17 protein-coding genes are annotated in these 14,840 nt (G+C 60.4%); 7 read left to right on the top strand and 10 right to left on the bottom strand.

All coding sequences use genetic code 11. From position 1 onward, the window contains the following. The first annotated feature begins 1 nt into the window (after position 1). Positions 2-910, top strand: coding sequence for an MBL fold metallo-hydrolase (locus tag ACXHRN_RS17425; protein ID WP_488641932.1), 909 nt, complete (start codon positions 2-4; stop codon positions 908-910). A gap of 64 nt (positions 911-974) precedes the next feature. After that, the gene (locus tag ACXHRN_RS17430) at positions 975-2,195 is read left to right on the top strand and encodes a glycosyltransferase (RefSeq protein WP_488637573.1); all 1,221 of its coding nucleotides are present in this window, start codon (positions 975-977) and stop codon (positions 2,193-2,195) included. Between the two features lie 6 nt (positions 2,196-2,201). Here ACXHRN_RS17430 and ACXHRN_RS17435 read toward each other — a convergent pair whose 3' ends face one another. After that, positions 2,202-3,107 carry a DUF1499 domain-containing protein gene (locus ACXHRN_RS17435; protein ID WP_488637574.1) on the bottom strand — a complete coding sequence of 302 codons (906 nt, stop codon included), beginning with the start codon at positions 3,105-3,107 and terminating at the stop codon, positions 2,202-2,204. Between the two features lie 382 nt (positions 3,108-3,489). On the opposite strand from ACXHRN_RS17435, the gene ACXHRN_RS17440 reads away from it, so the two are divergent. Next, on the top strand, positions 3,490-3,888 hold the full coding sequence (locus ACXHRN_RS17440; RefSeq protein WP_488637575.1) for a hypothetical protein: 399 nt from the start codon (positions 3,490-3,492) through the stop codon (positions 3,886-3,888). 14 nt (positions 3,889-3,902) lie between these two features. Here the strand turns inward: ACXHRN_RS17440 and ACXHRN_RS17445 are convergent, their stop codons facing one another. From ACXHRN_RS17445 to ACXHRN_RS17460, 4 genes are all read right to left on the bottom strand, one after another. After that, positions 3,903-4,739, bottom strand: coding sequence for an EamA family transporter (locus ACXHRN_RS17445; protein ID WP_488637576.1), 837 nt, complete (start codon positions 4,737-4,739; stop codon positions 3,903-3,905). Next, entirely contained in the window at positions 4,736-5,320 is a 585-nt protein-coding gene (locus tag ACXHRN_RS17450) for a TetR/AcrR family transcriptional regulator (RefSeq protein WP_488637577.1), read from the bottom strand. The genes ACXHRN_RS17445 and ACXHRN_RS17450 overlap by 4 nt, the downstream gene beginning before the upstream one ends. Positions 5,321-5,448: 128 nt before the next feature. Then, on the bottom strand, positions 5,449-5,757 hold the full coding sequence (locus tag ACXHRN_RS17455) for an SDR family NAD(P)-dependent oxidoreductase (RefSeq protein ID WP_488637578.1): 309 nt from the start codon (positions 5,755-5,757) through the stop codon (positions 5,449-5,451). Between the two features lie 89 nt (positions 5,758-5,846). After that, entirely contained in the window at positions 5,847-6,575 is a 729-nt protein-coding gene (locus tag ACXHRN_RS17460) for an SDR family oxidoreductase (protein ID WP_488637579.1), read from the bottom strand. Positions 6,576-6,731: 156 nt separating this feature from the next. On the opposite strand from ACXHRN_RS17460, the gene ACXHRN_RS17465 reads away from it, so the two are divergent. Then, on the top strand, positions 6,732-7,655 hold the full coding sequence (locus tag ACXHRN_RS17465) for an AraC family transcriptional regulator (RefSeq protein WP_488641933.1): 924 nt from the start codon (positions 6,732-6,734) through the stop codon (positions 7,653-7,655). 32 nt (positions 7,656-7,687) lie between these two features. Here ACXHRN_RS17465 and ACXHRN_RS17470 read toward each other — a convergent pair whose 3' ends face one another. The 3 genes from ACXHRN_RS17470 to ACXHRN_RS17480 all read right to left on the bottom strand — a co-directional run bounded on the left by ACXHRN_RS17470 (position 7,688) and on the right by ACXHRN_RS17480 (position 9,579). After that, a complete protein-coding gene (locus tag ACXHRN_RS17470; RefSeq protein WP_488637580.1) occupies positions 7,688-8,266 on the bottom strand; it encodes an OmpA family protein in 579 nt (192 codons plus the stop codon). Between the two features lie 21 nt (positions 8,267-8,287). Next, positions 8,288-8,713: a hypothetical protein gene (locus ACXHRN_RS17475; protein ID WP_488637581.1), complete on the bottom strand. Its 426-nt coding sequence runs from the start codon at positions 8,711-8,713 to the stop codon at positions 8,288-8,290. Between the two features lie 263 nt (positions 8,714-8,976). Beyond that, complete coding sequence (locus tag ACXHRN_RS17480; protein WP_488637582.1) at positions 8,977-9,579, bottom strand: T6SS immunity protein Tdi1 domain-containing protein; 603 nt, start codon at positions 9,577-9,579, stop codon at positions 8,977-8,979. 188 nt (positions 9,580-9,767) lie between these two features. Here ACXHRN_RS17480 and ACXHRN_RS17485 point away from each other — a divergent pair, with 188 nt between their 5' ends. Next, complete coding sequence (locus tag ACXHRN_RS17485; RefSeq protein ID WP_488637583.1) at positions 9,768-10,664, top strand: DMT family transporter; 897 nt, start codon at positions 9,768-9,770, stop codon at positions 10,662-10,664. 24 nt (positions 10,665-10,688) lie between these two features. Here ACXHRN_RS17485 and ACXHRN_RS17490 read toward each other — a convergent pair whose 3' ends face one another. Both ACXHRN_RS17490 and ppdK read right to left on the bottom strand, forming a co-directional pair. After that, entirely contained in the window at positions 10,689-11,330 is a 642-nt protein-coding gene (locus ACXHRN_RS17490) for a hypothetical protein (protein ID WP_488637584.1), read from the bottom strand. Then, positions 11,327-13,999, bottom strand: coding sequence for a pyruvate, phosphate dikinase (gene ppdK, locus ACXHRN_RS17495; protein ID WP_488637585.1), 2,673 nt, complete (start codon positions 13,997-13,999; stop codon positions 11,327-11,329). Before ppdK ends, ACXHRN_RS17490 begins: the two co-directional genes overlap by 4 nt. 227 nt (positions 14,000-14,226) lie before the next feature. Here ppdK and ACXHRN_RS17500 point away from each other — a divergent pair, with 227 nt between their 5' ends. Then, positions 14,227-14,508 (top strand): type II toxin-antitoxin system ParD family antitoxin, encoded by a 282-nt coding sequence (locus tag ACXHRN_RS17500; RefSeq protein ID WP_488637586.1) that lies wholly within the window; start codon positions 14,227-14,229, stop codon positions 14,506-14,508. Position 14,509: 1 nt separating this feature from the next. Next, on the top strand, positions 14,510-14,815 hold the full coding sequence (locus tag ACXHRN_RS17505) for a type II toxin-antitoxin system RelE/ParE family toxin (RefSeq protein ID WP_488637587.1): 306 nt from the start codon (positions 14,510-14,512) through the stop codon (positions 14,813-14,815). Positions 14,816-14,840: the final 25 nt, after the last annotated feature.

Below are 14,840 nucleotides of genomic sequence, written 5' to 3' on the forward strand. Positions count from 1 at the left end.
AATGCCGGATGCCGAGTTCAACAGGGAGTTTACACCCGCCTATGGCGAGGCCGTGCCGGTGGCGCGGAACGTCCAGCGGATTACCGTCAACAACCCCTCGCCTTTCACTTTCTACGGCACCAACTCCTACATTGTCGGCGACCGTTCGGTCTGCGTGATCGATCCAGGCCCTGACAACGATGCGCATTTCGAGGCGCTGATGGCGACACTCAAAGGCCGCGAAGTGACACATATCGCGGTGAGCCATACGCATCGCGATCATTCGCCGCTGACGAAACGCCTGAAAGCCGAAACCGGCGCGATCACCATTGCCGAAGGCCCGCATCGCTCGGCCCGGCCGCTGCACAATGGCGAGGTCAATCCGTTTGCCGAGAGTTCCGATATGGACTTCATACCGGACATTCGGCTCGCTCACGGCCAGAGGATCGAGGGCGACGGTTGGGCGCTGACCGCGCTTTTGACGCCGGGCCATGCCGCCAATCATGCGGCATTTGCGCTCGATGACGATGGCGTGGTGTTTTCAGCCGACCACGTCATGGCCTGGGCAACATCGATCGTCGCACCCCCGGACGGCTCGATGACCGATTACATGGCCTCGCTCGAAGTGCTGTTGCAGCGGGACGACCGGATCTATTTTCCCGGCCATGGCGGACCGGTCACCGACCCTGCCTCGTTCTGTCGCGGCATCCGCACGCACCGCCGGATGCGTGAGAGGGCGATTCTGGAACGCATCAAGGCCGGCGACCGGCATATTCCGGAAATGGTCGAGGCGATTTATCGCGACACCGACCGCCGGCTGCACGGTGCGGCGGCGCTCTCGGTGCTTGCTCATCTCGAGGATCTCGTCGGGCGCGGCGTGGTCACCACCGAAGGCCCACCGCTGCTGGCTGGCGTCTATCTTCCCGCATAACGTCTGTAAGCTTCGGGAAAGCCGGTCGGCATAGGTTCAGGCACATCCCATCCGGAGTTTCGGCTTGAGCACGCCCGTCCTGTCCATCTGCGTCCCGTCGCGCAACCGCCAGAAATACTTCAAGGAAACCATCGCTTTCCTGCTGTCCAATCCGCGCGACGACGTGGAATTCGTGTTTGCCGACAATTCCGATGACGCCTCGGTGATGAACACCTTCATGGCGGCACACGAGGCCGATCCGCGCATACGATACTTGCCATCGCAAGAGCGCACCCTTTCCATGCAGGAGAACTGGGAACGGTCGGTCGCGGCAACGACAGGCGACTGGGTCAGCGTTGTCGGCGACGACGACCTCATCGACCCCGACCTCATCGATGCGCTGAAGATCGCCAAAAGCATGAAGCCGGACCTTGAGGGGTTTGCCTGGAACAACCCGCGCTATTCGTGGGTGAGTGCGGAATCGCGCATTCACAATGTGCGCATTCCGCTCACCGGTACCTTCCATGAGATGCCGTCTGAACTTGTACAGCGTCGAGCCTTTCGTTGGGACGATGCGGGCGCCTCGATCACATCGGGCTTTTCGATCTATCATGCGGCGCTGTCGCGCCCGTTGCTGGAGCGGATGCGGGCGCGGTTCGGCGGATCATATTTCGGTCATCCGGTCGTCGATTATGACAATGCGCTCAAGGCGGCCGCGCTCGGCCGCTCCTTCGTCTATTGCAATCGGCCGTTCTCGATCTTCGGCGCCTGCCCGGAAGCCAATTCCTCGGCGCTTTATAATCTCAAGAAACTCAAGGCGTCCCAGGACCAGTTCACCCGGGAGACCGGCCACGACACCGACACCGATCCTTGGATGAAGGGATTTCCGTTTTCCGCAAGCCTCGGTCTGACGGCTGTCGTCGGCCAGGTGCAGCAATGGCTCGGCCATCAGCACGGCATTGCCATGCAGCCGGGCTGGGAAGCCAATTTCGTTCGTGCCTGCGCCAGGAATTGCGGCGGGTTTGGCGAGCGGGAAGAATTCGATTTGGCCGTCAGCCAGTACCGGAATGCACTGAAGAGCTGGAAAGGCGGCGCATTCCTGCGCTGTTTCGAGCCGGTGCATGTGCCTGTCGTCCATGGCGAGGTGTTTACCGGCCTCGTGGAGGACAGCCTCTACGTTTCCGACCGGATCGGCGGGGCAACGTCACCGGCGAGTTTCTATCGAGCGATCAACGGCCTGCTCGAACGGCCGGATCAGCTCGCAGCCGAGATGCATAGCGCAAGACAGGTACCCCGCGCCGCCTGACATTTCTCATCTGCCGGCAATACCCAGCAATTCGGCGTCCAGCGCCCGCAAATATCTTGTGATGAAGGCCGCGCCCGAGCCGAGATCATGGCGGCCGTAGCGGGTCTCGACCCTGATATCGACCAGCGTCGTCTCCGCCTCCTCGCGCAGCCGGATCACCACGTCCTGGCGAAAGCCGAAGACCAGCGTGCGATGCACGCCCTGAATATAGGCGTCACCGACCGGATATTCCTCGCCCTCGGTGATTTCATTGTCCGGTCGCGGCAGCGGAATGGGGACATTATCAAGCGCATCCGGCACGGCCTCATTGGGGTTCTTGGAAGCGGGTATGGGCACTTCAAGAAGATTGGCGTCCGGCGCTCCGCGTTCGTCGGTGACCGTGATGCCGGTGTCCTGGGCAACCTTGAGCGCTGCCGTGTAGACGCGGTCGAGCGCGCCTTCGTAGCGGCGGCCGGTGACGTCGCGATAGGCGATCATCTGCGCCTCGCGCTCCTTTGCGGCCGCGGGTGGCCGGGCGCCGAGCCAGGATTGGTCGGCTTGCACCTCATCGATCCATTTCGGCGGATCGACGAGATCACTGCTGATATCGTAAAGCTCAGGCAGCGACACATAGCTCGACGCGCCCATCACCACCGGCAGCAAAGGCAGGACGACCAGCACCAGAGTTTGCGCCGACGCCTTGCCGCCGCGGGCGCCCTTGGTCCAGAGCATGATGAAGCCCAGCATTGCAAGATAGAGTGCCATTGCCGACAGCCCGCCGGCCACCAAGCCGATCGCCAGAAAATAAGGCGTTTCGAGCGGCCCGAAGCGGTGCAGTATCCAGGCCAGCACGAACATCACGAAGGCGAGCAGTGCCAGCCTGCGGGCGAGATAGGCCGAGCGGGAAACGGGACGTTCATACCGGACGGTCATCTATACCTCTGGGCGACCATGCTTATTTGCCAATCATGTCGAAATACGCTGCCTCGCGGTTGCGGGCAATGGCCTCGGTGGAAAACAGCGCGCAGGTCGATAGGTTTTGCCACAACTCCGTTTTCAACATCCGATTGCTGCTCCAAAACATCATCAAAGTATGACCGGAGCGAGCACGGATAAAAGCGCGATGTCAAGTTCAAGGGCTGAATGGCGTCGGAAAATGCGGACCTCTTTTGGGTGCATTTCGGGGCTCCAACAGGCCAATTTGGGCTGTGGCATGTAGCGCGCGACCAGCCCGAGAACCGCCTCGCCTCACAATTGCCTAGGTTTGTCCTAGAGTTAACCATAAGCGGGGGGTCGCGAACTGGAGAACAGCACAATGCAGACGCCCGAAAAGCATCTCGGCAAAGCGCCGAAATCTGTATCCGCGCCGCAGGCCGGCAAAGCCGCGCCGGTGGAATTCATCGAACTCGGGCTGGCGCTGGAACTGCTGCTCGAAACCCATCCCGTGTTCAGCGATGCCGTCAAGGCCGCGATCATGCCGCTCGACGGCGAGTTCCTTTTCGAACTGCCACACGGCGACAAGCCAGACGGCAAGGGCCGCGTCGCCGCCGTGCGCCTCGCCTATGCCGGATCGCACGAACAGAAGCTCGTTTTCGTGTTTCTGTCCGACGACGCGCTGGAAACCAAGGTCGAAGCCGCCGAGGGCCAAGCCGAGCATCTCACCAATTTCGCGAAATCTTTCGTTGATGTGCTGGAGAAGATCGGCCAGCATTGAGGAATGCGCCGGTCTCAGATTTTCCAGCCGAGGCAGATAGCCCCGATGGCGACAATCAGGCAGGCCGCGATGCGCCGCTTCGTCATCGCCTCCGATAAGAGCAGCCAGCCGATAAGCGCCGCAAACACCACGCTGGTTTCCCTGAGCGCGGTAATCGGGCCGGCCGGGCCAAGCGAAAAAGCCGCCACCACCACCCCATAGGCAAGCATCGCCACCACGCCGCCGGCAAACGCCTTCCAAGTTTCAGCCGCCTTTAGATCGACACGAAGTGGCCCGCGCATCAGCATGAAGGCTGTCGGCAACAGAAGACCGTAAAGCAGCAGCACCCATGCGGTGTAAGCGGTGGCATGACCTGACTGGCGCACACCGATTGCATCTACGGTCGCATAGCCGGCGATGATCGCACCGGTCAGAAGCGCGAACAGGATCGATATGCCCGCCGCCCTCCCCTTGCCCAGCGACAGGCTGGCAATGCCGATGGCCACGAGTGCGACACCGACCATTTGCAGGCCCGTGACCTTGTCACCGGCGATCAGAAAACCACCTGATGTGACAAGCAGCGGCACTGTGCCACGGACGATGGGATAGACCTGGCCGAGCTCGCCATAGCGATAAGCAGCGACAAGGAAAACACTGTAGCCGACCTGCAGGCAGGCGGAGAGCAAAATGAACAGCCAGGCGGGCGACGCCGGCAACGGATAGATCATCACCAGCGGCAGCGAAACCACGGTGCTGGCGAAGCTCATGACCGTCACCGTCCACAGCCGGTCGCCGCCGGTGCGCAACAGGGCGTTCCATCCCGCATGCAACAGCGCCGCAAACAGGGCCAGAGCGATCACTGTCGCGCTCATGTCGCTGTCGCCTCTTCACCCATAAGCTCGCGTGCGGCCAGCTTCGCATCGCGGATTGCCATTTCGCCCTCGCCGATCTGGGCAAGCAGCGTCGCGCCCTCGATCAGCATCAGCAGTGTCGTGGCCAGAGTCGCGGCGCGCTCGCCGAAACCAGCGCTTTGCAGAAGAGCAAGCAGACACGCCCGCATTCGCAGCTTCTGCTGCGTCGCCGCCTTGAAGATCAAATGTGACGGCGCGCCATATTCAGCAATGGCATGGGCAAATAGGCAGCCGTAAAAATCGTCGCTTCGGAACCAGCGCTCATACCAGTCGAAGAGCGCCTCGACCTTCTGTTGCGGCGGCCCCGCTCCTTCGACCAATTGCAGCAGTTGCCGCTCGAAGCGCTCGGCACGCCAATCGAGCACCGCCAAGATCAGCCCATCCTTGCTGGGAAAATGCCGGTACATAGTCATCTTCGCCACATCAGCCTCGGCAATGATCCGGTCGATGCCCGTGGCATGAAAGCCGTCGCGCTTGAACAGGCAATAAGCTGTTTCAACGATCTGCTGACGTTTGTCTGAATTTCCACTGGCTGGCGGCATGACGTTTCCCGAAAAGGTGAGACAGGTCTGTCTCTTTGCACTTTTGAGAGATGCCGTCAAGGTCGCATCATCCCGGCCGGCATTGTGCTAGCCAGGATGATGCGAAGTCGGCTGGCCAACCCGTGCCCTTACCAGGCCACGACGCCGTTGTGATTGAAGAAGCCGGCGGTTGGGCCATCGATGCCAGCTTGAGCAAGTTTGACTGCGACCTCGGCAGCCTGCTCGACTGTTCTGTAGCCTGTGCCGCCATTCATGTCAGTGGCCGTATAGCCAGGATCGACGGCATTGACCTTGATGCCCCACGGCTCGCATGTCTTGGCCATGGAAACGGTCACCGCATTGAGCGCCGTCTTTGAACTGTTATGGCCAAGAAAATTGTTGGCATAGAACTCGTTGGCGGGATCGAGTGCTGCGAAAATCGAGCCCAGCCCGAGCACCTCACCACTTTCGCCGAACCTTGGTCGATGTGCTGGAACGGCTGGAGAAGACCGGCGCGCATTGACGCGCCGAACTTCTGCTTCTGACCCTACCAACCCAGCGTGCCATTGTGATTGAGGAAGGCGGCGGTAACGCCGTTCATCCTGTCGTTGGCAAGCGCAATGGGAATCTCGGCCGCCTGCGCCACGCTGCGGTAGCCTTGTCCGCCATTCATATCAGTGGCTGTAAAGCCGGGATCGACGGCGTTGACCTTGATGCCATGCGGCTCGAGCGCTTTCGCGAATGAAATCACGGCTGCATTAAGCGCCGTCTTCGAGCTGTTGTAACCCAATGCATTGACCCCGTAGAACTCGCTGCCGGTATCGAGCAAAGCGGAAATCGATCCGAGTTCGCTGCTGATCATCACCACCTGGGCGCCTGACGCCGCCTTGAGCAGCGGGATGAAGGCCTGCGTCACGCGGATGGGCCCGAAGACGTTGACCTCGTAGACCTGCTTCACATTGGCGATCGGCTCGTCGGCCGGGGCATTGTCGAAGCCTTGGGCGATGCCGGCATTGTTGACCAGCACGTCGAGCTTCCCGGTCTGGGCCGCGAGGGATTTCGCGGCTTGCGCAACGCTCGCATCGTCGGTGACATCGAGCGGCAGCACATGGGCCTTGAGGCCAAGCGCCCGAAGCTTTGCCGCAGCCTCTTCTCCCCGTTTCTCGTCGCGGCAGCCCAGCCAGACTTCGTGGCCCGCTTCGGCGAGCTGTCGGGCGATTTCATGGCCGATGCCTCTGTTGGCGCCAGTGACCAGCGCTGTTTTTGTCGTCGTCATTGTCCGTACTCCTGTTGAAGACGAAGCGGAAAATGGTGCGTTATGGCGCGGGGGTGTGAGCCGGATCGTGGCGGATTCCTGCCCAATCCTGCCTGATCTTCTCCCAAGGATCGGGTGGCGCTTGACCAGCAAAGCTGCGATTGCCATCTTATGTTCATGCAAGACACGATCACGGAATTGCGCCAACTGGCACTCACGCATGCGAGAAGTCGCGAAACGGAAACAGCGATCCCGCGCGTCGTCATTTCCCGCTGCGACCACTGCGAGGCCGGTCCGGTGCCCGCCTTCTGCGAGCCGATGATCTGCCTGATCCTGCAAGGCGCCAAATGCATCCTGATCGGCGACAGGGCGCTGCATTACGACCAACCGAGTTACTTTATCTCCACGATCGACGTACCGGCGACCGGCGAAGTCTATCGTGACGGGCCTGGACGGCCCTATCTTTCGATCACGCTGAGGTTCGACGCAACGCTCATCTCGGATGTCCTTCTCAGCATGAACGACAATGCGCCTGCGGCATCGACCGAGCCCGGCTCCGGCTTCGGTATTTCGTCGGTAACGCCGGAGTTGCTCGATTCATGGCTGAGGCTGCTGCGCCTGCTCGACTCGCCGAAAGACATTGCCGTGCTCGGCCCGCTGATCGAGCGCGAGATTATCTATCGCCTCCTCGGTGGCCCCTGCGGCGGCATGCTGCGCCAGCTCGCCACCGGCGACAGCCGCCTCGCCCAGGTGCGCCGGGCGATCGGCTGGATTCGCGACAATCTCGCCGAACCCTTCCAGGTCGAGGATCTCGCCGCCCATGCCTGCATGAGTGCATCGGCGTTCCATCGCCACTTCAAGGCGGTGACGGCGATGAGCCCGGTCCAGTACCAGAAGCGGCTCAGGCTCCACGTCGCCCGCCGCCGGCTGATCGCCGAGGCGGGCGATGTGGCGCGCGTCGCCTTCTCGGTCGGCTATGAAAGCGCCACGCAGTTCAGCCGGGAATACACCCGGCTGTTTGGAACGCCGCCGGCGCGCGATGCCGGCCGGCTGCGTGGCGGCGCGATCAGCGCCAGGGATCCGGTCGAGGAACTCGCCTAGCATCCGCTTTTCTCACGCGGATGCTAGCTGCATCACTTCACGATGCCGAGATTGATCAAGTTGACTCTGCGATTGATCGCGCCCTTCGGATTGGCGGGATCGATCGGCCATTCTTGCCCCACGCCGACTGAGAACAGGCGGTCTGCTGGAACTGCGAAGGTTGTCGCCAGCGCCACCCGGATCGCGTCGGCGCGTTGCTGGCTAAGCTTGAGATTATGCAACGCATCGCCCGTCGAGCTGCTATGGCCGACCACCAGGAACTTGTAGCGAAACAGGTTGGGGTGGTGAAGCGCATCGGCAATCAGGCCGATTGTCCGATACGATACGGGCTCCATGGCGACCGAATCGTTCTCGAAGTTTATCTCGACAACCAGCTGCGATAGCTTCGCCAGGTTGGCATAATCCGGCAGGTTGGCGACACCCTTGCCGACATTGGCTTCAGCCTCCTGCGCGAGGACCACGACATCGATGGCGGGCGCATTATTCGTGACCCGTCCCAGCGTCGTCACGATCTGTTGGCGACTAAGCTCCTGCGTAGCGGCGAGGCCGGGCAGGGCAACGATGCTCAGAGCCAGGGCCGCACCACCAAGCGCGCGAATGTATTTCTTCATTGTCTTGCTCCCGTCCATGGCTCACCGCCATCCCGCATCTGTGATTGCCTGGTTGCACTCATCGCTGATGTGCTTCGTCGATTTGATCAGGCAGCCGAGAATGTTGCCGTCGCCCCGCATGCCCTTGCAACGCTGGGCAATGGCGTGTCTGCAGATCTTGGCATAGTTCGTCTGGGCCGCCTGTCGCTGCCCGATCGACGTCACGACGCTGGCAAGCGACGCCGTGCATGTCGGCGACACCTTGGCGGCCTTCTGTTCGAGGCAGCTCTGGATTGCTCCGTTGCCAAGATTGAGACCCTTGCAGAGCTTCTTGATGTCGGAACCACAATCCTTGGCGAGGACGGTGACTGCATCGGCATAACTGATCGTATCCGCCCTGACGGCGCCTGCGAATGTAAGACAGGCGACCAACACGGCCCATCCCCAAAAACCACGTGTGTTCGGCATCGATGAATCCCTCCCCACCTTAAAAGCCATGAGCCTGTCTCGTGCCAAAGGAGTTTGCACGACGACCCGCGGACAGCGATCACGCAAAGGATCCGGAATACAAGTACGTTACGGTAACCAAGACGCAACACGAGCGCTGAGCACCGGTCGTTCTCCATGGCAGGAGGCGGCATCCGAGCAGGCATTCGGGCTGTTCCGGAAATATCAGCTCGCCAGGCTACAATCGCTCATGACGGTTGAGCTGCGAGCGACCTAGTCGATTATTAAACGACCACCTTGCTGCCTACTGGCAAGCCTCTGGTTTGTTCGATCAGTTGGGCCATCAGGTTCCAATAGACATCGAGATCGGAAATTTCGAAATTCTCAATACTGTCCCTACCACCAAGGAACAAAGGAACCTTGTAGCCGACACATTTGTGATGAGACGGCGCGCTACCACCCGCCGCCAACCAGCGCTCGTAAAAGCTTGAGGCCAAGGCAGCATCGCTCTCCTCGATCAGTTCCACGTTGTGAAACGTCTTGAGATCGCATGGCACTTCAAGGGCCTCACCAGTGCCTGGCTCGAAAAGCACCACACCAGGCTCGCCGTCCTCCAGCCGTTGAGTATCAACTGCAAATGCCCGTCCCAGCCAATCATATCCAAAACAAACAATGCGCCCGGCAAACTCTGGAAAAGCGGAGTGGATGCGGGCCTGCCATATCGGCAAATCAGTGGGGTTGATGACACGATAAAGGCCAGTGTTGAACGATCGACCACCAAACGCAGAGAAAAGCTCCTTTAGGCCTTCAGAGATCTGCGCGGGTGGAATGATTACCTGCGGCTCGGAACTGTCCAGGACAAATTCGGATAGAAATCTCTCAAACACGGCAATCTCTCCCAGACGGCGCAATAAGCTCATACTGCCCGTACAAGATCATTTTGTCAGTACGGGCGAACAACGATTGCTTCGTAGCTCCTTGCCTTTGCCCGGCGCATCGCGGTAGACGCTAGCGTATCCCATTGTCCCGCAAAGCCGCGCGACCACGTAGCGATTGCATTTTCCAGTCAGGCCCTATGTCCGAAACCACAATCGACCACGCCCGACGAAAATCGGATCTCGCTACCGGCATCGTTGCTATGATTGCGGCGGCACTTGCCATGAGCATTTCGCCTAGCCTTGTGCGGTTTGCCGATGTTGGGCCGCTGGCCAGCGCGTTCTGGCGCGTCTTCCTGGCCCTGCCGATCCTCTATATGTGGATGCGCGGCGAAGAAAGGCAGAACCCTGCAGCGCCTGCCAGGAGTTGGTCGCTGCCGATCGTGCTGGCGGGTGTGTCTTTCGCGGGAGATCTCCTGCTCTGGCATCTTGCCATCATGCAGACCAGCATCGCCAATGCCACGTTTTTCGCGACGATGGCGCCGCTGTGGGTGGTGGTGTTCGGCTGGCTGCTGTTCAGGCACAAGGCCGAAAAGAGCACGCTTGCGGGCCTCGGACTCTGCCTCGTCGGTGGTGCGGCACTCGTAGCCCAGAGCCTGGCGCTCAATCCGGCGCATGCGCTGGGTGATGCGCTCGGCATCGGCACCGGCGTGTTCTTCGGGCTCTATTTCCTGGCAGTGGGCGCTGCGCGCAAAGGCACGGGTGCCGCGCGTGTCACCTTCGAGATGAGCGTAGTGGCGGTTGCTATCCTGCTGGTTTGCGCCGTGGCGATCGAGGGCAACATCCTGCCGAAAACCACGCTCGGCTGGGGCGTGCTCTTTGCGCTCGCCTTTGTCAGCCATGCCGGCGGACAGGGCCTGCTGTCGGTCGCGCTCGGCAGACTGCCGACGACCTTCTCATCGCTGGTGATCTTCCTCGAAGCCATCGCCGCAGCCGGCTTTGCCTGGGTGCTGCTGGGTGAACCCGTATCGCTCGTTCAGGCGCTCGGTGGATTGGTGATTATCGCCGGGATCTGGGTGGCGCGGCCGAGGGCGTAGCGAAGAACTGAGAGGATCGCGCTCCTAGCCCCTCTCTTGAATAGTGCGACAATATTCGATCAGCTTGGGTACATATTTGGTCCGATATTCATGAGAACGTTGATCGCCTCCCTCTCTTACTTCCCCTGAGTACTGCTCAGCGCTAGCGATTGCGCCTGCGAAATCGCCTTGCAAGCATTCGATGATCGGCAATCGTTCGTGTTGATCCATCCTGAATTTCACGTATTTGTATTCCTCAAGCATCATCTTCAGCGACGCGAGGTTTGCGTGTTCGCGCATGAAGGGCAAGGCGACATCGCGTATGATGTTCGCAAGCCCTTGATAATCTTCCGTCAGATGGGAGCTGTCAAAGTACCATTCGCGCCACTTTTGCTCTGGTAGGAGAAAGCCAAGCGCGGTTGTTACCGTCGGAGGAATGTAAGAGTGCAGCTTTCTATCGGTGAAGTGTGCGATGAGCTCCTGAGCTCCCTGATGCCGAAGACCGATGACAGGATTGATGGCAATCTCTCCCTTTCGAACAGCATCCGGCAATCCTATCCAGCCCAGGAATTCGTCGCCCAGGTCTATGGTAAAGATGCCGCGTTCTCGTTTCCTGAAACCAATCGCTTCGAACATCGGCGTCAAGATTCCGAGAGCGATACGGCGAATATCCGGTTTGGCGGTCACCGCTTCTTCTCGTTCCTGATCGTCGCCTGCGCCGCCGCCAGCTTGGCGATGGGCACGCGGAAGGGGGAGCAGGAGACGTAATCTAGGCCGGATTCCTCGCAGAAGGCGATCGATGAGGGATCGCCGCCGTGTTCGCCGCAGATGCCGAGTTTGAGGCCGGGTCGCGTACGGCGACCGCGTTCAGCGGCGATCTTGATCAGTTCACCGACGCCATCGAAATCGAGATTGACGAAGGGGTCGCGTTCTATGATGCCCTTCTGCATATAAGTCGGCAGGAACGCCGAGGCGTCGTCGCGCGACATGCCGAAGGTGGTCTGCGTGAGGTCATTGGTGCCGTAGGAGAAGAATTCCGCCACCTCGGCGATCACGTGGGCGCGAAGGGCGGCGCGCGGCAGTTCGATCATCGTGCCGACGAGATAGTCGATCTGCATGCCGGTTTCCGCGATGACAGAGCCCGCGACCTCGTCGATGCGAGCCTTTACGTAATCGAGTTCGGCTTTTAGGCCGACCACCGGCACCATGATTTCGGGAACGACGGCCGAGCCTGTCTTGCGGGCGGCGATGACAGCCGCCTCGAAGATGGCGCGCGCCTGCATCTCGACGATCTCCGGATGGGAGATGTGCAGCCGGCAGCCGCGATGGCCGAGCATCGGGTTGAATTCGTGCAATGCGTCGATGCGTTCGCGCAGATGTGCCGAGGCCATGCCGATGCGGCCGGCGACCTCCTCGATTTCCTCTTCGGATTTGGGCAAGAATTCATGCAACGGCGGATCGAGTAGGCGGATGGTGACAGGCAGGCCGTGCATGATCTCGAAAAGCTCGACGAAATCGTCACGCTGCATCGGCAGCAGCAGGTTCAGCGCGGCGCGGCGTTCCTCGATCGACTCGGCCAGGATCATCTCGCGCATGACATTGATGCGCCCGCCCTCGAAGAACATATGCTCCGTGCGGCAAAGTCCAATACCCTCGGCGCCGAAAGCGCGGGCCGCGCGGGCATCCGACGGTGTCTCGGCATTGGTGCGCACCTTCATGCGGCGGATGCGGTCGGCCCAGCCCATGATGCGCTCGAAATCGCCGGAAAGCTCCGGCTGCAACATCGGCTGGAAGCCTTTCAGCACATGGCCGGACGAGCCATCGATGGAGATGATGTCGCCTTCCTTGAGCTTGACGCCCTGCGCCACAAGCTCGCGATTGCGCATGTCGACGCGTAGCGAGCCGACGCCGCAAACGCAGGGCAGGCCCATGCCTCGCGCGACCACTGCAGCATGGCTGGTCATGCCGCCGCGAGTCGTCAGGATCCCTTGTGCCGCCTGCATGCCGTGGATGTCTTCAGGGCTGGTTTCGGTGCGGACGAGGATGACCTTGCGGCCCTCCTTGTCAGCGGCGATGGCGCCTTCCGAGGTGAAGACGATCTCGCCGGATGCGGCGCCCGGGGACGCCGGCAGGCCGGTGCCGATGACGTTGCGACGCGCCGAGGGATCGATGGTCGGATGCAGCAGCTGGTCGAGGCTGGACGGATCGATGCGATCGACCGCGTCGGCCGCGGTGATCAATCCCTGATCGACCATATCGACGGCGATCTTGATCGCTGCCTTGGCCGTGCGCTTGCCGGGGCGAACCTGTAGCATCCACAGCTTGCCGCGCTCGATGGTGAATTCGAGATCGAGCATGTCGCGATAATGCGCCTCGAGCCGATTGCAGACGGCGATGAAATCGGCAAACGCATCCGGCATCAGTTTTTCCAGCGACGGCCGGTCTGAGCCTGTCTCGATGCGGGCGCGCTCGGTGATGCTTTGCGGCGTGCGGATACCGGCGACCACGTCCTCGCCCTGCGCATTGACCAGGAACTCGCCGTAGAGTTCCTTGATGCCGGTCGAGGGGTTGCGCGTGAAGGCGACGCCGGTGGCTGAAGAATTGCCAAGGTTGCCGAACACCATCGCCTGGATATTGACCGCAGTGCCCCAGTCCGACGGAATGTTGTGCATCAGCCGATAGGTCATGGCACGCGGGTTCATCCAGCTGGCGAAGATGGCGCCGACCGCTCCCCAGAGCTGCAACATCGGATCTTCGGGGAAGGATTGGCCAACCTCTTCGTCGAGCATTTCCTTGTAGCGGGCGACAACGCCCTGCCATTCCTCGGATGTCATGTCCGGATCGAGCTCACGCCCCAGCCGCGCCTTCTCGTCCTCGAGAATTTCCTCAAAGATATCGTGGCCGAGACCCATGACCACGCCGCAATACATTTCGATGAAGCGGCGATAGGAATCCCAGGCAAAGCGGGCGTCGCCAGTATCGGCAGCCAGCGCCTGCACCGTCTCGTCGTTAAGGCCGAGATTGAGCACTGTGTCCATCATGCCTGGCATCGAGACGCGGGCGCCGGAGCGAACGGCCAGCAATAGCGGATTGGTCTTGCCTCCGAATTTGCGGCCGGTCAGCGCCTCGATCTTCTGCAGGCCCTCGACGACTTCACCTTTGAGTCCATCCGGAAAGCTCTTGTCGTGCTTGTAATAATGGGTGCAGGCGTCCGACACCACGGTCAGCCCCGGCGGCACCGGCAGGCCGAGAAAACTCATCTCGGCGAGGTTGGCGCCCTTGCCTCCCAGCTTGTCAGCGAGGTCGGTGCGGCCATCGGCCTTGCCGCCACCGAAACTGTAAACCCACTTCGTCACCCCGGCCCTCTTCCCCTGCGCGGAATTCAAAAAACTGTCACAGACATTGCTATCCTATTCCCAACGCTTTGAAAACAGATGGCTAAAATAAAATGCTGCGACGCACAAAAGTATGATTTCTCAACCAGCGGCTCAGGTTTCGGCGCTTCTACGATTGTCCGGTCGCATGCCGGGTAGGATTCTATCCTATCACGTGCTATGAGATATCTGGAGATCGGAGAGCGTCTATGCGTTCCACACAGCAGATGAGTATCACGCTTCCCTTGGAAATGGCCAATCTCGTGAAAAAGCGGGTGGCAAGTGGTGACTACGCGTCCGAGAGCGAGGTTATCCGCGAGGGTCTGCGCGCCTTGCAAGAACGGGAAAATGCGGTTGACCGTTGGTTAAGCACAGAAGTGACAGCCTCCTACGACGCCTATAAAGCCGATCCTACACGTACAACATCGCTGGACGACGCTTGGAAGCGGCTGGAAGCTCGTATGGACGAGATTGATAGAGAACAGTCTTGAGATGAAGCGATATGATGTTCGCCTCACGACTGAAGCCGAACTGGATCTCGTAAATATCTATCGCTATGTTCGCCGCAAATCGGCATCCCCTACAATCGCGCGTGACTACACGGCGCGCGTCCGGACATTCCTAGCCGAGTTTGAAACTTTTCCCGAGCGCGGCACGGTACGGAACCATATTCGAGAGGGCCTACGGATTGTAGGCTGCGAACGCCGCGTCAGCGTGGCATTCATCGTGGAAGACAGCGAAGTCGTTGTCCTGCGTATTCTCTATGCAGGACAACTATTTGAAAGCGATCAAGAGTAGGGTCGACTTGTGCCCATCCCAATCT

It is taken from the genome of Shinella sp. OV683 (genome assembly GCF_057787725.1).